We start from the raw sequence: 19,551 nt of genomic DNA on the forward strand, positions 1-19,551 counted from the left end.
CTTATTTAACAATAATTCTTCTTGTTAAAGGCTGCCCATTTTTCACCATATTGATGAGGTACATCCCTTTTTGACTTTCAGTAAAATTAAGCATTTTACCTTCTTTATCCACCTCTTGGGGTATATTTATCAACCTACCTTGGAAATCAAATACTGTTATATCGGACACTTCGCCCGTTATATATAATTTCTCTGTTACTGGATTTGGATAAAGCAACAACTCTATGGCAGGCTGCTCAGGTGCTTCTACCACAGGGTTTAAGCTTAAATGCGGTCGCATCATCAGGTTGCCTCGCACAAGCTCATTTTGCTGCCAGGCGCCTAGTACATTAAAAAAAATTTTGTCCCCCGTATCTCCACTCTTGTCCAAACCAATGTATATATAATCATTTGAGAACTGGGTGAATCCAATAAAGAAGTGATCCTTGACAAGAATATTCGTATCCAGGGGAAAATAGGAAATATTACCTATTCCTGCATCAGCAGGAATCAATACCTCCTCTTGGTAGAGGGGTTCATTAGAAATGGAATCCCATACCATCAATTCTATCGCATTGTTTCTTTGGGCAGCATTGACAAACTGAATGCTAACACCTGACAAGTAGGAAGGGGTAGACAGTTCGTAGGACAATGCGAGCATCCCTCCTCTTTGGTTGATTCCAGCGGCATAGTCTGCTGTGCCATTGTCATAGGCGTAATAATCCCTAAAAGGAATCACCACCCTGCTTGTATCGTTTACTCTATAATCCACATTGAAGCTTTGGGCTTCACCCGCTCCTGCCTCCAGATAGGTGTCACCAGCCCTTAAATACATCAACACTTCCACATCCATGGGTGCATCTATTAATCCCACAAGTCCTTCCTCCTGAAGGTCACTGCTGGTAAATGCCCTGCGCTCTAATGCCTGGGGTACTGGATTAAATGGGGTTTCGGTATTGGGCGCTTCCAAAACCTCCCCTGTCGCATTATTTATAAGGTTAACGGTATATTCAATTGCCCTAAACCTGTTGTTCAGGTTGTTGAACTCATTGCTGATAGGGCCTGCTATTTTTTTCTGGTCAAACTCAAAATAGGGTATGGCAAAATAAGGGGAGAAAGGACTGCCTGGCAATTGCGTAAGTGCCCTGTCTTCAGGAAATCTATCTGTTGCACTTCTGCCTTTATTAAGGTAAATATAATCCAATACCCAAGTATCGAATGGACCTGAAAGCCTTCCCGAGTGTTGAAATTTAAATTGAAAGTTCTCAAACTGAAATTTTTCTGGTACTGGCAACAATGCCTGAACAAATACTTCTGTTGAGAGATCCCCCTCTCCCTCCTGGCTCCAAACCAACTCCCAGCTACCATCAGGTTCTAAAAAATACAATTCCAGTGCATCTGAAGCATCTGGGCGTTCTCCTTTGCCACCTGCCTGCCAAAAAAAACTAAGGAAAACATCATTTTTGACCGTGGACTGAGAAAGATCTATAGGCTTGGATGTCAATTGATCCCCTTCTCCTTGTTCCAGCCTTGTGGCTGAATAGGGTTGGCCATTTTCATCTACCCCATCCAAAACGACAACCCCTAACGTTGGGGGAGAGATGCCAATGGTATAGGAGGCATTAACCCCCTCTGACTCCCAAAGCAAAGGTGAATAACTACCTGACGAAAAATCATCCCAAAAAGGAAGCTTTAATGCATCCTCAGTGGTTTTTAAATTAACATTGCTATTCGAAAGTTTTTCAGGAACAGGTGTTGAAGCTATTGGTAATTGCCGAAATTGCGCCCTACAATTCGGACTGGAATAGAGTCCAAACAGTAAAACACATATCAGAACCGATCCCCCAAGTTTATTCATTAAAAGTTAATTTCTTGTCCAAGTTTAGAAACCCAAATGTCCACTCGTTCTCCTGTTTTCATTTTCAATCCTGAAGGAGGAAGTTGTTTTATTACCGTCCCCTTAGGAACTGTATCCGTTTCTACATAATTGATATTGCCCATGCTTAAGCCGGAGCCTAGAATCAAAAATTCCGCTTCAACATCTTCCATACCTATCACGTTGGGCATATTCAAAACTTGCTTGCCAAGACCGTCACCTACCACCAAGTCAATTTGTGAGCCTTTGGGTATCTCCAATCCTTCTTTTATTGCTCTGCCTCTGTAATTTTGCTCCAGTACTACATTATGGCCAATGTCAGCTCTATACACGATGTCCCCTCTGACCAAACCGAAATTGGACAAAATCTCTTGCGCATTCTTTATCTGGGTATTTAATAAATTGGGCATCCTGATTAATGGGGCATTTTTGGCATTAAGTGTTACATAGATTTTCCGATCTTGTTTTACTTTGGCTCCCGGCTTAGGGTTTTGCTTCAATACCTCAAGAGGTTTCGCTTCCTTTACAAAGCCGCTGTCCAATGTAATTTCCATTCTCAGCTTTCTGCCTTCCAAGTATTCCTGCACTTCATCGTACTGAAATCCTTCCAAATCAGGTACACTTACTGATTCCCCGTGATGGGTATAATCAGGAAGATAAATCTTAAAAAAAACGAATAAAAGCCCGAAAGTAATGCCCAAAATAATTAAAAGATGGACACCTACTTTCTTAATACCTACTTTAAAATCACTCATATTATGTCTATTGCAAGATTTGATCCACTTTTTATAGATGCTAACCTTTTATTTTCTCTTAATACCTATGCAAATTAATGCTATAATTTAAATCTTATAAAATACCTATAAAAATTTTTCTGAAAGAACGGTTGATTACTGTATTTGGTATCAATCCAAAACCAATTTTTTGGTCAACATAAATCCTTCCCCCATTATCTTTACTACAAACAACCCACTTCTAAGATGCTCTTTGCCAAAGGTATAGGTCTGATTTAGGGTATTAGGGAATGTTACATCATAGATCAACTGTCCAGAGGTACTGAAAAACTGAATTTGCACATCCTGGTAGTCGGTTAAATTAAAGGATACATAGAAATTATCATTTGCTGGATTTGGATAAATAAGGGATTGATTTAATTCCGGAACCACAGGATCTGGATCATCTGACAAATACAAAGAGATATTGTCCAAATACAGCAAAGCACCCGCATCGTTGGCATTATTGACTTTAAAGTAAATCCTCACCTTCTCTTCCCCAGCAAAATCATTGAGGTTGATAAAGCTACTTTCCGATGGTTCATCATTAGAGGTAGGGGATGAAATGGCTTTATTAAGGTTTTCTCCAGACATCTCCCATACCACTTGGCCACTTTGACCTCCATCCGTGCTTACCATTATGGAGAAGTCTGTAGGGTTTACTGAAGCAAAACCGCTTCCTCCCCAATCAAAAATTAACCCTGCTCTTCCTGTTCCTGCCAATGAAAATTCAGGCGAAACCAGCCAGTAACTATTGTTTGGAGCCATATTACCCAAGACCAACTGATCATTGTCGGCTCCTGAAGTAGCAGCCACATGCCATAGGCTTAAATCTTTTTCCGGATTGATGGTGATCCAATCCCCTAACCCCGAATCAAAATTTTGGCGCCAGGGAGCTAAAACGCTAACATCACTTTGAATAAAATACCGTGTTAATTGATCTCCACCACCTGCGTTTTGATCAAAATTTGGTTCAGAAACCTGGTAAATAAATTCATTCAATCCATTGTCAAAGGAATTGGTTAATTCTACCAAGGTAGACGCATTGATATCCAAATCAATGGACTCTACTAAAGTAGATCCATCTACCTCACCGTTTACACTTTTGCTTACATAAAAGCTCGATAAATTAAGGTTACCGGTATTGGCTATACTTAATTTGTCAAGCACCTGGTCACCATTTACCACAGGTAATGGTTGCAGTACTTCATTTATTGCCAGATCATATCGGAAGGTTTCTTCCCTATTAATATTTATATTTTTAAGGAATATATTGTTCCCATATCCATTGATAGACACAAAGGCCAACCTGACACTATTTTGTCCAGCATAGGCACTTAGGTTCACTATTTCCTTTCTAAACTGCTGCTCAGAAGAAGGGAAAAACTCATTTACAGATCCTTCTAAAGTAGCAAGACTAGCACCAGATTTATTGTAAGGTGCTGAAAGCAAATTAAAGGTATTTCCACAATCCGTAGATACAGCTACTATCAATGTTTCTGTAAACGCGGCGTTAGCGAAAGGCGAATAGGATAAATCAAAAGACAATTGGGGATTTTGTATGCCGCTAAGGTCAAAAACCGGACTCACAATATAATCCAATTCACCCTGCCCACTATAATCAAATCCATTGAGGAGGAATACATCCTTGGCAACATTATCAATTGGCAGGCTTAATGGTAGCCATGTAATGTCATTGTCTTCATTGATGTATTCCCACCCCGAAGCTACACCATGCCCAGAATAGACATAGGGCAAGACTTCAAAGGAAGGTGAATTAGCAGTTATTGACAATGTATTGTTTGATTGGTCATCATCTTCTGAGCCATTTACCAATAATACTTCTGCTGTAAAGGTGTTGCTTTCTGCATTTAAATTAATGTTACTAAATTCCAGTTGTGTAGACTCCCCTGGCGCAATGTTGACGGTAAAATCTTTTGTCTCAAGATCGGCTCCATTTGCATTAATACTAGCGCTTATTTTCGTGATAACTTCTTTGCCCTTGTTCACTACTTCTATGATAGGTGTTACATTATTGCTACAGATGTATCCGAGGGGTGAAATGATTTCTGTTAGTTCAATATCACTGTCAAAAAATTGAGGATCAGCTAGTGCCCGACTTGTAGTTAAGGTTGCTCTTCTAGGGCTAAAAGTCAGGATAATATCCATTCGATCAACCTGACCTTCGGTAAATAAGCTCATGCATCTATCGGGGGTATAGTCCATGAAATTTTCTACCATATCCCTGGAGTCACAGGTAAACCTTGGCGTTACGATACAGGTGTTATTGGATTGGCTTTGCAAAGGGGTGTCCGTTACAAAATCATCTGCCTCACATCCTCCATCTCCCCAGATATGCCTAAGGCCTAAAAAGTGACCCATTTCATGTGTTGCAGTTCTACCTTTTGAATTTTGAGATATGTTGCCAATACTTCCAAAATAACGGTAGTCAATAGATAAGCCATCTGTTTGTCTGGTAGGTATAGGACTGTTTAGTCCTTCTAGCTCGTCAGAAATAGGAAACCCAGCATAACCAATAGTTGGTGCAGTAAGTGGCATCACCCAAATGTTAATGTATTCTTCTGGCGCCCATAAAGCCAGTTGCCCGACAAGGGCAGCATCATTAAGTCCGTAGGATTCCTTTGGTCCCAGAATTCTGTTTATCCCAATTGAAGGCATTCCTTGCGGATCCTGCTTGGCCAAAACAAATTCAATTCCAGCATTGGCTGCTACATTTAAAAATTCAGTAGGCGTATTGGCTGCAAAATCTGGGTTTTGCATTTGAAAATCTTCATTAAGAATTCTAATTTGATCCAAAATTTGGGCATCGGATATGTTAGCGCCTTCACCAATGGCCTCGCCGTTATGAATCACATGAACAACCACAGGCAATCTTTTGATTTCATCAGCAAGTGAGCGGTTTCCCTGGCCTTCTTGCTTCATTTGGGCTTCTTTAATGTCTACCCAACCCTCAAAATACTGTCTACTGCCAAAATATCCCAAAGACTGGGCTTGCTTTTGTTCAAAAAAAACGGTTCCACATCGATCTAGAGATAGTTCAATGGAATCCGTAGGGGTTACACTTTGACCGATGGAGCCATGGATGCCCCATAAAAAAAAGAATAGCACTGATACCAAATTCAGTACCAGTGCATTGTATTTATTAATCATAAATCAAGTGGTAAGTCAGGCTATTGCTACATTTACAGCTTCTACGCTGAGAATTTCAGGAATAGCCTTTTTAATAGCTTCTTCCACACCTGCCTTAAGCGTCATTGTAGACATAGGACATGAACTACAAGTTCCTAATAGTTCTAATTGTAGCACCATGTCTTGGGTCAGTCCTACGATTCTGACATTTCCACCATCTGCTTCAAGGTATGGCCTGATCGTATCTAGCGCCTTTTCAATCTGATCTTTGTATTGATCCAACATCATCTTTAAACTTTAACCTGTACTACTTCTGTTTTACTTGACGCCGCATTTCTAATGGCTACCTGTCTGGCGACACCTTCTGCAAAATCACTGAAAGCATTTGCCATAATCCCTTCTTTCAACACTGCGGGATAGCCACTGTCTCCACTTTCTCTTATCCCTTGCACAAGCGGAATCTCTCCCAAATAAGTAACGTCATATTTCTCGGAAAGTTTGCGTCCACCCCCCTGACCAAATATATAGTACTTGTTATCTGGCAATTCATCAGGTGTAAAGTAAGCCATATTTTCTACAACTCCTAAGATCGGGACATTGATCTGAGGCTGCTTAAACATAGTCAAGGCTTTGGTAGCATCTGCGAGGGCTACTTTTTGTGGTGTGGTAACAATTACTGCTCCTGTTACAGGTAATGTTTGCACCATGGTAAGGTGTATGTCTGAAGTTCCCGGAGGTAAATCAATTAATAAATAATCCAATTCACCCCAATCCACATCACCTATAAATTGTTTTAATGCAGAACTTGCCATTGGCCCTCGCCAAACGACAGCATCTTCTGCAGGCGTTAAAAATCCAATTGACATCAACTTTACACCGTATTGTTCTATAGGAACAATTATATTTTTACCGTTCACCTGTTTGATAGCAGGTTGCTCGCCCTCTACATTGAACATGGTGGGCACTGATGGTCCAGAAATATCAGCATCAATCAACCCCACCTTAGCCCCTAGTTTAGCCAATGCCACGGCCAGGTTTGAGGAACAAGTACTTTTACCAACTCCACCTTTTCCTGATGCGATAGCGATAATGTTTTTCACATTAGGTAGCAATGGCGCATCGTTACGAACGGTAGTTACATTTGAAGTCATCAATATGTCTGCTTCAACTTTACCTCCAAATGCTTTTTTTATTGCTTCTTCACAGTTTATCCTGATCAGTTCCTTCAAAGGACAGGCAGGAGTGGTCAATACCACTTTGAAAGAAATTTTTTGGTCACTTATGATTTCCAAACCCTGGATCATTCCGAGTGTAACCAGGTCCTTTTTTAGGTCCGGATCCTCAACCGTTGACAGGGCCTCTAAAACTTTTTCCTTAGAAATATTCATTCCAGATTTTTGATTTTTATGCAATTTATAGTTAATCCCCCGTTAATAAAATCTTTTCAGGTTTAAACCCGAAATTTGCACTAGCAAAACCGTCATTAAGCTAATTTCTTCGCTTAAATTGGCTATCCCATACCATCCAATTCTACAAAAAAATAAATTACTATTAATGGGCTTTAAGCCACTTTGCCTGTTTCTAGTTAGCAATGGTGTAACTCCTTATGTAAAAGCTTTGTTTTTAATTCGAACAATAGCCTTATGAAAGGGTCTAAAATTAGCTTTATAATAGAGGCCGATGAAATAGTTTCTACTTTTGATACCTGTTGGTCTGCATAAATATTATCTTTACACTTCGATAGAAAATTATGGCCATATCTAATCAGACAACGGATAAAGTAAGAGAGCAGGTAGACATAGAAGAAGTAGTTAATGATTATGTCCCGCTGAAAAGAAAAGGGCAAAACCTCTGGGCATGTTGTCCATTTCACCAAGAAAGCACCCCTTCTTTTTCCGTTTCACCTGCCAAGCAAATCTACAAATGCTTTGGTTGTGGAAAAGCTGGTGACCCCATACAATTCATTATGGATATTGAGGGGCTGGGATTTACGGAAGCCATTCGGCACCTAGCAAAAAAGTACGGGATAGAGGTAGAAGAAGAAAACAATCTTGATCCTGCAGATATTCAGGAGTACAATGAAAAAGAGAGTCTATACATTGCCCTGAATTATGCCAAAGATTTTTTCCACAAAAACCTGGAATCTGGAGAAGGGGCATCCATTGGACTTAGCTATTTAAAGGAACGTGGATTTGATCCAGCTACCATAGAGAAATTTGAACTAGGTTATTCTCTGGACGGTTGGGACCATCTACTAAAAAAAGCAAATGGAGCCGGGTTTGAAGAATCCAATCTACTTAAAGCCGGGCTAATACTCGAGCGAGAAAACAAACCGGGAAATTTTTACGATAGATTTAGGGGCAGAGTGATGTTCCCTATCCATAACCTGAGCGGAAAAGCAATTGCTTTTGGTGCCAGGATTATGACTAAGGATAAAAAGCAGCCTAAATACATTAACTCTCCAGAAACAGTCATTTACCATAAAAGTGATGTTCTTTATGGTATTTATCAGGCAAAACAATCCATTCGCCAAACTGATAAATGTTACCTAGTAGAGGGGTATACAGATGTGATTTCCATGCACATGGTAGGTGTGGAAAATGTAGTGGCCTCATCAGGGACTTCACTTACTGAAAGTCAAATCAAGCTAATCAAAAGATTTACAGATCAGGTCACTGTACTTTATGATGGCGATGATGCTGGCATCAATGCTTCCTTAAGAGGCATAGACATGTTACTTGAAGGGGGATTGAACGTGAAAGCTGTGGTTTTCCCTCCCAACGAGGATCCAGATAGTTTTGCCCGAAAATCTGGGAAAGAGGGATTTCGTAAATTTCTTGAAAAGGAAGAAAAGGATTTTATACATTTTAAAATAGACCTTTTTGCAAAAGACGCAGCAGACGACCCTATCAAAAAAGCTGAAGCTATTCGACAGGTAGTGCTTAGTATCTCCAAGGTACCAGACCCAATTATCAGATCCGTTTATGCAAAAGAGTCCGCCCGACTGTTGGGTATGGAGGAGGATATTTTACTCACAGAGCTAAACAGACAATTACTTAAAAATCAACAAAAAACCAAGCCTTCAAAGTTTCAAAAAGAGGCTGATTCGAGCCCAATTGAAGCATTCTTACCTGGATCACCTGAGGAAGAAAACATCAAAATCCAACCTCGTTCCTTTAAAGAGGAGAGAGAACTTATTAGGATATTGATCAATTACGGCTTTGAGATGGTCTCAGAGGAAATGCATGTATGTGAGTACCTACTTGAAGAAATTAAAGAGCTAAAATTCAGCACGCCAATCTATCAAGAATTGCTTGATCATTATAAAAATGCTTTGAGACAGGGTTTATTACCCAAATTTGACTATTTCCTTAAAATTCAAAATACAAAAATAAAACAAGAGGTCATTGACATGATCGCCCCTACCAGGGAGGTATCGAAAAATTGGGAAACGAAACACCAAATTTTTTCTAAAAGAGAATCGGATGACCTTTCTGAGACCACCTATAAAGCATCACTAAAACTCAAAAGTGCTTATCTTAAAAGAATGCGGGATGAGCTAGAGGAAAAAATCAAGCTAGCCAAAGAAGGTGAAATCGATGCATTATTGACGATGCACATGGAGTTAACACAGTTAAAATCCCAAATCGACCGTGAATTGGGAAATGTCGTTCCTTCCAAAAACTAAACTAAAATTTGGTAAAAAGGGTTAGTAGAATAAATAATCGTAATTTTGCAATTACATATATTAGACTTTATAAATTAAAATGAAAGATACTGTTTATCTGGATCCAATAGAAGACGCGATAGCGGCAATAAAAAACGGAGAGATCGTAATAGTTGTAGATGATGATGACCGTGAAAATGAAGGTGATTTTGTTTGTGCAGCAGAAAAAGTAACCCCTGAAATAATAAACTTCATGGCTACGCATGGCCGAGGCTTAATTTGTGCCCCTTTGGTAGAGGACAGATGCGAAGCGCTTGGACTTGAATTGATGGTAGGCACCAATACGGCCGCATTTGAAACTCCTTTCACCGTTTCTGTTGACCTTGTCGGTCATGGTTGCACTACCGGCATATCTGCCAGTGACCGTTCAAAGACAATAAAAGCTTTAATTGACCCAAATATAAATCCTGAAGAACTGGGTAAACCAGGTCATATTTTCCCCCTTAAAGCTAAAAGAGGTGGTGTATTGCGAAGATCAGGACATACTGAAGCTGCTATAGATTTATCACGTTTGGCCGGACTTCAGCCAGCTGGAGTTTTGGTTGAAATCATGAATGAAGACGGTACCATGGCCAGGCTATCGGATCTGGTTCATGTAGCTAAAAAGTTCGACTTAAAACTGATTTCCATAAAAGACCTAATTGCCTATCGCCTTAAGAATGATAGCTTGATAAAAAGGGAAATTGGTGTAGAAATGCCTACCGAATATGGCGACTTTAAGCTTATTGCATACAGGCAAACCAATACTGGTGAGGTGCATATGGCTTTAATTAAAGGAGAATGGGAAGAAGGTGAAACCGTGATGGTAAGGGTGCACTCTTCCTGTATCACGGGCGATATATTTGGCTCGTGCAGGTGTGATTGCGGTCCTCAACTTCATGAAGCCATGAAATTGGTTGAAGAAAATGGAAAAGGAATAGTTCTCTACATGAACCAGGAAGGTAGAGGCATAGGTCTAATAAATAAATTAAAGGCCTACAAACTGCAAGAAGAAGGCATGGATACGGTGCAAGCAAATCTTGCCCTGGGCTTTCCGATGGACAAAAGAGATTATGGCGTAGGTGCTCAGATCCTTAGGGACTTAGGGGTATGTAAAATTAGTCTTATCACAAACAATCCTACTAAAAGAGTTGGCTTATCTGGTTATGGACTTGAGATAGTGGGGACTGTTCCTTTGGAAATAGGTTCTAATCCTCATAATGAAAATTACCTTAAGACCAAAAGAGATAAAATGGGCCATCAAATAATGAAAAGCTAGCCCTTTGTGACATTATTTCGCAGCTCATTCAACACAAAATACTTTTTTTACGTATTTAGAGTAGAATCAAAACTGAACTTGTCATGAAAAAATCCATAAATATAATCGCGTTTTTACTACTTCTTTCGGGCATGTCTATGGCTCAGGAGTTCCCTTCCCAGGTTTGGCATCCGGGAAAAGTGTTTCTGAGTTCTGGTCAAATGTATGAAGGAAAGTTAAAGTATGATTTAGAAGCTAACGTGGTATTGGTACAAGGGAATACTGTAGAAACCTTTAGTTCTGCTTCTATCACCTATTTTGAAATCTTTGATGAAGTATATGGTGGAATTAGGACTTTTTATAGTCTCCCATATGCTTTGAATTCAGATTATAAAACCCCTATTTTCTTTGAATTGCTTACTGAGGGAGAAGATATCACGCTCTTGTGTCGTGAGTTTATCGCTACGGATAACAGAGGTTTCAATTCTTATGGAATGAGAAGCATGTACATGAACCCCATGTGGGGCATGCCTATAGGTATGGGAAGAGGTTTTAGCAGATTAGACTTTAATTTCTATTTTCTCCAAGATCAAAAAATATTCAAATACAATCAAAAGAAAAATGTATTGCTCAAAGATGTCATGGAAGACAGGTCTTCGGAGATGAAATTGTACATGAGGAAAAACAAACTTCACCATGACAAAAGAGGAGATCTTTTGAGAATCACAGCTTATTACAATCAATTAAAAAGTAATTCTTAATGTCAAAACCTTTAATTTTAGTTTCCAACGATGATGGAATAACATCTAAAGGAATACGTGTATTAGTAGAAGTAATGAAGGAGCTGGGAGAGGTCGTTGTGGTTGCTCCTGATAGTCCTCAATCTGGCATGGGTCATGCCATCACCATAGGAAATACATTAAGGCTTGCAGAAGAAGAAATATTCCCTGAAGTTACGGCCTATAAATCCAGTGGAACCCCGGTAGATTGTGTCAAACTGGCCAAACATTATGTATTGAAAGACAGGCAACCTGATCTAGTTGTTAGTGGTATCAATCATGGTAGCAACACCTCTATAAGTGTGCTTTATTCAGGAACGATGTCTGCGGCCATTGAGGGAGCTATTGAAGGCATTCCCTCCATAGGCTTTAGTTTATGCGATTACAGTGCCAAAGCAGATTTTTCTCACGTGAAGGATTACGTCACTCAAATAGCCCGTCAGGTATTGGAAAATGGAATCCCTAAAGGGGTAGCGCTGAATGTAAATTTCCCTCCCAAAAGAAATGAGCCCTTAAAAGGAATTAAAATTTGTAGACAGGCAAGGGCCAAGTGGCAGGAAGATTTTGAAGAAAGGTACGATCCGAATGGGCGCAAATACTTTTGGATGGCAGGTAATTTTGTCAATTTTGATAAGGGAGAAGACAATGATGAGTGGGCTATCGCCAACAATTATGTCTCCGTGGTGCCTTGTCAATTTGATATGACGGCACACCATGCCATCTCTCAAATCAACAATGACTGGAATTGGGAAGACTTAAAAGCGAATTTATAGTACTTGCAACAGGCAAAACATAAATAAACAAAAAAGTGCCGGTTTAAGAATCGGCACTTTTTTTTAAGGATGTTGAGTCCAAGAATTATTTTAAACGCTTTATTTCGGGAATTAATTTTGATAAATAATCTGGGAAATCTAAAAGTTCATCCATTTCAGGCGAGTATTTAAGTTTCCCTATTTTTAAATGGGATTCATATACTTCGATCTCCTTTAGAATTCTAGTTATTAAACACATCCGCTGAAATGATTCAATTAAAATATCAAACAATTTACTAAAAGAACCCAGACCTGGAGGGTCTGAACCATAATAACCGTGAGTGTCAACTCACGGACAGAAGAAAACACCTTACTTACAACCCTGTAGGGCTTGAACATACCGATACAGGGACTTTGTTCAACCCGCTTCGGGGTTGGGAGTTGACAGGGTCTTCCCTGTCCACGGGTTGCCACCCGTGGTTAATATTGTTGAAGCCCTCCAGGCTTCCCAGTTTTGCAATTAAGATCAATTTTTAGGTATTAAATTGCACAGTCTGGTCACATACTGGTCCAAGTTTAGCGAAGTGTAACTTGGTCCTTAAATGCTGAAAGTTTTCAACTTTCATGAATAAACCCTGAGTTCAATTCAGGTAGCTATTGTCAAATAGTTTGTCTCTGGACTTCGATTCAGATGACTTCGACAAGCTCAGCCACCTCTGTGGAATAAGTCAATTATTTTACTTTTTTAAACCACAAATTTTTAACGCGTCCGGCTGAAACCCTAAAGCCGGTTATTAGCTGATTATCATCCCTCTCAAACATAAAACTTTTTCCTTCATAAAGAAACAGATCTCTTTTAGCTACCGAAATCACAAAATCACTGGCACGGGCATGCTTAATCGTCAATTTACCTTCCTTTAAAACAGCTTCGTAAGTTGTATTTAACTCAGGACTAAAATACACTCCTACAAATTCTTTAAGATCCGAAACCTCATAATTTGGTGGCGTGAGCTCCTGAGATACAATTGGCTCATCAGCATTCGTTGCTGCAGCTGTTTGTTTCTCAAAAGCATCCTCCAAATAAAGATCAGCCACCTGAAGTGCTAAATTCTTGGGGTTAGATTGAGCGAAGTTGCTAAAGACCATAACCGCAAAGTTTTGCTCCGGAAATCTACCAAGATAACTTCGATAACCGGCATCAGCACCACCATGCTGAATTTGATTTAAACCTTTATAAGTATTATTAAATTGACCATAAGCACCGCCAAAAGTTTCACCGTTACTAAGCAGGGCCGGCGTATTCATCTTGTCGATTATGGCTTTATCACCTACAGTAGGTGATGAGAAATTCATAGCCCATAGTGCCAAATCTTCGACCGTTGTAAATAAACTAGTTGCCCCAACATTGGCGAAATTTAAGACACTTTTTTTGTAGTTATTGCCAGGTCCGGCCTGATAAGAATAGGCGCGGTTTTTTACAATTTTTTCATGGTCATCATAAAAAAGTGTATTGGACATACGCAAGGGTTTAAAAATTTTTTCTTCAGTAAATGCTGCAAATGTTTTACCGGAAACCCTTGCAACAACTTCTGCTAATAGTGTAAAACCTGTATTACAATACATATAAGCTTCACCGGGATTAAAATTCAATTCTTTTTGCTGGGAGACCAATTTTAAGATGTGTTCTTTTGTGATAACATCATCAGCTCTCCATCCGGCCAAATCTAGCAAAGCCCATTGATCTCTCATTCCACTTGTATGAGACGCCAAATGTCTTAAAGTAATTGTTTTTCCGAAATCAGGAACCTCGGGAATGTGTATGCGGATATCATCATCAAAAGACAACTCCCCTTCTTTTTCTAATAATAGGATTGAGAATACCGTAAATTGCTTGGAAACAGAAGCAATATGAAAAATTGTAGCAGGTGAATTTGGAATGTCATACTCTAAATTAGCACTTCCGTAACCCTTTTTAAAGATGATTTCTTGATTTTTAACAACCGCCACAGTGGCTCCGGGTTTATTTATAGCATTGAAATCTTTAAAAATACTATCTATTCTTGGTTCCAATTCATTTGAAAAACCGGTTTGTGCAAATAGCTTGGATGGGAAGAGTGATAAGGAAATTATTAGAATTGAAAAATAACTAAAAGCTCTAATATAATTCATAATTGTAATTGTTTTAGAAAATCACCTGGTAGAGTAAAGGTATGTGCTATATCATTTCTTGGCATCTTGTTTTATTCTAGGATCAAATTTCATGGCTGCTTCAGCAATCACTTTTATTCGAGAAAAATCCGAGTGGTTGGGATTAATTAAATAATTGTACTCTTGGTTAACAATGCAGCTTGGTACTTTTAATACGGCTGCTCCACCCTCTTTTACAAAATCGTCTCCTATAAATTGCGTTTCTAAAATTGGAGGTCTTGAATCCCAGTTTTCCGGTAAGGCTGCCGGATCAATTTCAAGGATTTGGATGTCATCCGGAATATCAACTTCAACATAATACCTGTCATTTGGTAAGTCTTCATTTAAGTCCAAATGAACCGAGACCTCCAAAGTTGCTAATGCACGAGATTCTGCGGTATAAACTAGATAGGTGTTAAGGCTATTCCATCTATATCCTTCTGTCAAAGCTGCCCCAATTCCTTTCAGGGTGGTTTTTAGGTGTTTTTTCCGTTCAACTCTGTAAACCCTCATTACGCCATATTGCCATATTCAAGTCTATTAAGGGCATTTTTCACCTCTTGAATACCTGTAACCGAATCGAATAAGCTCTCCGGTTTTACGCCACCTAAAGATAAATTTGGCTTCTTAAGCCATCTTTGAAACTTTTCGGGTTCATGATTAAAGACTTCCAACCCAAAATCAAGAAGTTCTGTTAACAGTAATACCACCTCACTATCTCTACCACTTAATAATTCTTTTCCCCTTTTCTTTTTGTTGTAAGTAGTTTGAGGCACACCAAAAATGGTTAAAACTTGTTTTATAGGAAGATCAGTTCTATTGCTAATTACTTCAATTGAGTCATAAGGAAGCCCTCTTCTAATAATATCCACCCGTTCCATCTTATTGGTCCAGGCATATTCTCCACCTGGAACTTTAATAATCCAACCAGACCTCTTTTCTCTTGTAGCTCTTGCTCGCTTGACACTTTTTTCCGTGTCGAATTTCGTGACTTTTTGAGATTGTGTTTCCATATTTAAGCAATTCTATTGTAATATAGCAACAAAATTGCTCTGCTTAAAATTTCAATAAGAAATAAATGCTAAAGCCCTTGTAAGGTCCGCTAGCATTTATTAAGTGCATTATACGAGCGCGATTTGGGTGTAGAACCTATATTCTGGCATCGGGAAATAAGAATAAAGGGATAAACCAACCTAAGTGGCATAAAGCTAAATACTCTTGGATACAGATTGCCAAGGAAAAGCTTAATTACAATCCTGAAAGGTGCCACTGCTGTGCAAATGAAACGCTTATTACAACTAGTCTAATCGGCCCGGAGCGAGGACCACCTTTTTATAAGCTTCCTAAACCAGAAATCCGCCAATTACACCTATTTTTCAAAATGGCTTCACTAGAAGTCTTGGAACACCTATGCCTTAGGTTTTTTTATTCTCTAATTGCTAAAAAACAAATGTGGGAAACCCCCTTCCCCATAAAAATTGCATTACAAAAATTCATTGTACCGGCCCCTGAGAACTGTCCCTGAGCCTGTGGTCCCTGAGCCTGTGGTCCCTGAGCCTGTCGAAGGGTCGATGGGCGGAAGGGCCAGCCGTCAGAATGCTTTGTTATTGTAAATAGGTTTTTTTATTTAAAGTTTATTTCCTGTGTCTGTTGAATCAATTCAGTTCCAGATTCTAAAACTATTTTGACTGTAAAAATCGAAGAATCAGGAATGTTGTCGTATTCCATCATAATTAACTGAAATTTATCATGCTGATAAATTCTATTTTCAAATAATTTACTGATAGTTGTTTGTTTTCCATTTAAATCAAAGATCGTAAAGTTAGCTGTAACATTGGTTATTTCTTGTGATTGGCTGTCAGTTACTCCAATTTCTATATATTCAATAGGGTCAACGTTGATATATTGATCAAAGGCACAACTACAAGCGTAAGCTGAAGTAAATCCAAAAGAACTAAAATCTAATTTAGATTTCAAATAGGTGATTTGATTTAATTCATCCTCAACGAAAACCATTAACCCAAATGAGTTGTTTTTATTATCAGTATTAGACAGCTCTGTGTTTTGAAAATCAGATGTAAAAAAAGCATTTAATTCAAATCCTTTATATGTTCTCTCATAAGTTATTGCACGGTCACAATCGCAAAAAAATGAGACGCAAGAGGTCGCAAGAAATTGAAAAATGTAAATTAGAAATAGGGATAGAAGTCTTTTATTCATAGTTCGTTCACATTTTACAGCAGCGGAGCCCCTGATAGCCTACTAAATAAATACCTATAAAGATAATAAAATAATAAGAAGCTGAGGATCAAGGCCCTCCTAATCAAATCATATCCTTTTAAATACAGGAAAGTATTCCTTATTAGCTTACCGGAAGCGTTCTTTATATGGCTACTGCGCTTAACCACTTCTACCTACCCCTTAAGATATAATCTTATGAATTGTTTCAAGTTGGGTTCTGTTCTATAGTATTGCTAAGAAGAGTAGCCCAAGACAGCTCACCCTAACCATTCGCCTATAAAGATAATAATAAGAACCTCAGCTCTATTTAAATTATCTTTAAAAACCGGTAGGTGGACACTCCGAACCCTTTTTGGGGCTTACTAAGGCAGGAAAGGATTAGGGGGGGGCAGCTTGTAGGTATTCCCTCAGCTTCCTCTAAGAAAATTCCTCCCTACCAATGACGTGTTAATAAAGCTGAATTAGGTTCAGGTCATATGTTAAATTATTTTCCGCCTTGTAGATTTTTGGCGTTAAGAAATTTAAGCTGGGTTGGCAAGGGCACAGGCACTGTTTGACGAAGTTTTTGGACCATGTAGCTAACATGAAATAATACAAACTGAAATACCAAAAACAAGGAGTTTGCCTGTGTGCGGGAGGCCTTAAATTTTAGCCGAAAAGATACTCAGCGGCGGGCTTTTTTGGTTACTTTTTGGGCCTGCAGCAAAAAAGTGACAAATGCAATAGTAAATATTTTGGCATAGATATAGGAAATTGAGATGCTGGGCTTATTATTACAGTTTTGGCTAAGGTAAAGGCATATTTAATATTTATCCGTTCATTTCTTTTCCATTGATGAAAAGAAACGAACCAAAGAAAAATCTAGCCAAAAGAAATCTCCTAAAACAAGGCCCAACGCCACCTCGTAGTTTTAGCCCGGCCACCGCGCCCCAGTATTAATAATTCCATTAAAAATTACTATCTCGTCAGTACCTATTTGTGGGTCTACGTTGGGGAAGGGAGAGGCGGTCTCATCTTGTTGAGGACTCCCACGGCTTCCTCTAAGAAAATTCCTCCCTAAGTATGTATTAGAGACCATTATAGGAGCTCAATTTGGGTGCAGAACCTAGTTTCTGGCATCCGGAAATAAGACTAAAGGGCTATTCCCGGATCAGGCATTTAGGCCGGGGCCTGCTGAGCTATCTTTCCCAACTATAAAAACGGTGCCTGCCGGGTCCATAATCCAATGGTTTTCTTTAGGTATTTGTTCCAATTCATCGCAAGTTTCCACTCCCTTGTCTTTTAAGTATTCAGTCGCCTTTTCAACGTCAGGGGTTTTTAATTCAAGCCAGGTTTCTGAATGGGTGTAATTGTCCACGCAATCCAACCATAGCCTATTCTGACCAAATTTCACCAGGTGGGTACGTGAAACAGTTGGAGTGTTAATCGGCTTTTCAATCACACTTAGTTGGAGTATGTCACGGTAAAATTCAACTGTTTTTTCATATTTAGCTTTCGGGATTTTTATCGCGATGTTAATTCCACCATCAAATTCTATTTTTTCCATTTTCGTTCGGTTTATGCTCGCAGGGTAGCGAAGTACCTGATAGCCTTCCCTATCCATACCTATAAAGATAACAAGAAGATGCAAAGAATCAGCAACACTTTATTTAACCGTGCCCTGTTAATTACAGGGAATTTTTCCCTTTTTCGGCTTACCGACAGCCTTTTTAATTTGCTTTTCAGATGTATCTACCCAGCACAAGTGTACATTACTATGTGCCTATTTTTCATCCTTCTCGGTCAACAATTATCATCTATGGTATCACCACCCTCCCATTTTAATCCACGTTCAAGTGTGAATTGCTTCTTTGCGCCTTCCAACTGAAAAAATGTCCCTAAATTTTCATGAATGAAAAGGTGGTCATCAATTGAGACTTTTACCAGCGACCATTCTTTTATTGTGCCATGATGATGACACATCACTAGTAATGCATCCGACTTTTCAGAAAGCGCTGCGCTAACAACTTTCGATTCACCAAAGTTATTACGAGCAAACACATCTCCTTCTTTAGTACGTTGGTGATAATATTGTAAGGCATTCTTTGTAAGGTTAGAAGGACAAAGTGGAAACTCACTCGGTGTTTTCCAGCTTTTTTGAATCGCTCCAGGGGTTTTAGACTCGATCAAAACTTCTGATAATGGTTCTTCGCAATATGGTTCATTTGGTAATTCGTAGAGCCAATCTCCAAGAATACCTCCTGAGGGGATTTTACCACTGTTTGCCCAATCAAGAAATCTTTGTCGTGAATGATCAGCCTCTTCTTTTGTGACCGGACGCATCCACTCTAATCTTGGATCAAGGTTTCCTGATATGGGCCGAGATGGGTCTTTTAGAAAATTCTCGATGCTACCATATGAAATCTTGATTCGACGTGCAGTTGTAGGGTTTAATAAAATATTTTCAAGTCGAGTTACCCAGGCCAAATTTTCAGGTCGATTATTTTGTCGATTTGTATCAAAATGGTCAACAATGTGGTCTTCTGACGGTTGTGGCCCATGAAATGCGGTTGCTACAATTCTATGCACTGTTTCAGATGCAATATTCATATAGCCAGTTAGTTTGTTAGGATTTCCAAAAATCCATTTTTCATCTAAAGGCCTTTTCCTTTTACCAGATCTTCTGCATCTATAAATAGCTCCATTATCTCTAACATGATAAACTTCTCCACGATATTTACATGTTTTTTCTATTTTAAATATGTCTAAAAGCTCATCATTCATATTTAATAAAAAATTTTCATAATTAGGAAGTAGATAGAGCCTGATAGGCTACTATATTTAATTACCTATAAAGATAATAATAAGCAG

General features: G+C 39.0%; 15 protein-coding genes. 4 read left to right on the forward strand and 11 right to left on the reverse strand.

Annotation, left to right across the window (positions count from 1 at the left end; all coding sequences use genetic code 11):
- Position 1 precedes the first annotated feature (1 nt).
- From AAC073_RS15270 to AAC073_RS15290, 5 genes are all read right to left on the reverse strand, one after another.
- Positions 2-1,837, reverse strand: a complete 1,836-nt coding sequence (locus AAC073_RS15270) for a T9SS type A sorting domain-containing protein (protein ID WP_339924652.1) — start codon at positions 1,835-1,837, stop codon at positions 2-4.
- Positions 1,837-2,610, reverse strand: a complete 774-nt coding sequence (locus tag AAC073_RS15275; RefSeq protein ID WP_339924653.1) for a PASTA domain-containing protein — start codon at positions 2,608-2,610, stop codon at positions 1,837-1,839. The genes AAC073_RS15270 and AAC073_RS15275 overlap by 1 nt, the downstream gene beginning before the upstream one ends.
- A 150-nt stretch (positions 2,611-2,760) precedes the next feature.
- Positions 2,761-5,799 (reverse strand): choice-of-anchor J domain-containing protein, encoded by a 3,039-nt coding sequence (locus AAC073_RS15280; RefSeq protein WP_339924654.1) that lies wholly within the window; start codon positions 5,797-5,799, stop codon positions 2,761-2,763.
- Positions 5,800-5,814: 15 nt separating this feature from the next.
- A complete protein-coding gene (locus tag AAC073_RS15285) occupies positions 5,815-6,063 on the reverse strand; it encodes a NifU family protein (protein ID WP_339924770.1) in 249 nt (82 codons plus the stop codon).
- Positions 6,064-6,068: 5 nt separating this feature from the next.
- Positions 6,069-7,166 (reverse strand): Mrp/NBP35 family ATP-binding protein, encoded by a 1,098-nt coding sequence (locus AAC073_RS15290; protein ID WP_339924655.1) that lies wholly within the window; start codon positions 7,164-7,166, stop codon positions 6,069-6,071.
- Positions 7,167-7,528: 362 nt separating this feature from the next.
- Between AAC073_RS15290 and dnaG the strand changes: the two genes are divergently transcribed.
- The 4 genes from dnaG (at position 7,529) to surE (ending at position 12,294) form a co-directional block, all read left to right on the forward strand.
- Complete coding sequence (dnaG, locus tag AAC073_RS15295) at positions 7,529-9,466, forward strand: DNA primase (protein ID WP_339924656.1); 1,938 nt, start codon at positions 7,529-7,531, stop codon at positions 9,464-9,466.
- Between the two features lie 79 nt (positions 9,467-9,545).
- Positions 9,546-10,763: a bifunctional 3,4-dihydroxy-2-butanone-4-phosphate synthase/GTP cyclohydrolase II gene (locus tag AAC073_RS15300; protein ID WP_339924657.1), complete on the forward strand. Its 1,218-nt coding sequence runs from the start codon at positions 9,546-9,548 to the stop codon at positions 10,761-10,763.
- An 83-nt stretch (positions 10,764-10,846) separates the two neighbouring features.
- Entirely contained in the window at positions 10,847-11,503 is a 657-nt protein-coding gene (locus AAC073_RS15305; RefSeq protein ID WP_339924658.1) for a hypothetical protein, read from the forward strand.
- Entirely contained in the window at positions 11,503-12,294 is a 792-nt protein-coding gene (gene surE, locus AAC073_RS15310) for a 5'/3'-nucleotidase SurE (protein ID WP_339924659.1), read from the forward strand. Before AAC073_RS15305 ends, surE begins: the two co-directional genes overlap by 1 nt.
- Before the next feature lie 711 nt (positions 12,295-13,005).
- Here surE and AAC073_RS15315 read toward each other — a convergent pair.
- The 6 genes from AAC073_RS15315 to AAC073_RS15340 form a co-directional block, all read right to left on the reverse strand.
- Entirely contained in the window at positions 13,006-14,442 is a 1,437-nt protein-coding gene (locus tag AAC073_RS15315; RefSeq protein ID WP_339924660.1) for a serine hydrolase domain-containing protein, read from the reverse strand.
- A 51-nt stretch (positions 14,443-14,493) separates the two neighbouring features.
- Complete coding sequence (locus tag AAC073_RS15320) at positions 14,494-14,973, reverse strand: RES family NAD+ phosphorylase (RefSeq protein WP_339924661.1); 480 nt, start codon at positions 14,971-14,973, stop codon at positions 14,494-14,496.
- Positions 14,973-15,473 (reverse strand): antitoxin Xre/MbcA/ParS toxin-binding domain-containing protein, encoded by a 501-nt coding sequence (locus tag AAC073_RS15325; protein WP_339924662.1) that lies wholly within the window; start codon positions 15,471-15,473, stop codon positions 14,973-14,975. The genes AAC073_RS15320 and AAC073_RS15325 overlap by 1 nt, the downstream gene beginning before the upstream one ends.
- Positions 15,474-16,083: 610 nt before the next feature.
- Complete coding sequence (locus AAC073_RS15330; RefSeq protein WP_339924663.1) at positions 16,084-16,680, reverse strand: hypothetical protein; 597 nt, start codon at positions 16,678-16,680, stop codon at positions 16,084-16,086.
- A gap of 1,171 nt (positions 16,681-17,851) precedes the next feature.
- A complete protein-coding gene (locus AAC073_RS15335; RefSeq protein ID WP_339924664.1) occupies positions 17,852-18,247 on the reverse strand; it encodes a hypothetical protein in 396 nt (131 codons plus the stop codon).
- Between the two features lie 236 nt (positions 18,248-18,483).
- Positions 18,484-19,464, reverse strand: a complete 981-nt coding sequence (locus AAC073_RS15340) for an HNH endonuclease signature motif containing protein (RefSeq protein ID WP_339924665.1) — start codon at positions 19,462-19,464, stop codon at positions 18,484-18,486.
- Positions 19,465-19,551: the final 87 nt, after the last annotated feature.

Source organism: uncultured Cyclobacterium sp., assembly GCF_963977555.1.
Lineage (GTDB): Bacteria > Bacteroidota > Bacteroidia > Cytophagales > Cyclobacteriaceae > Cyclobacterium.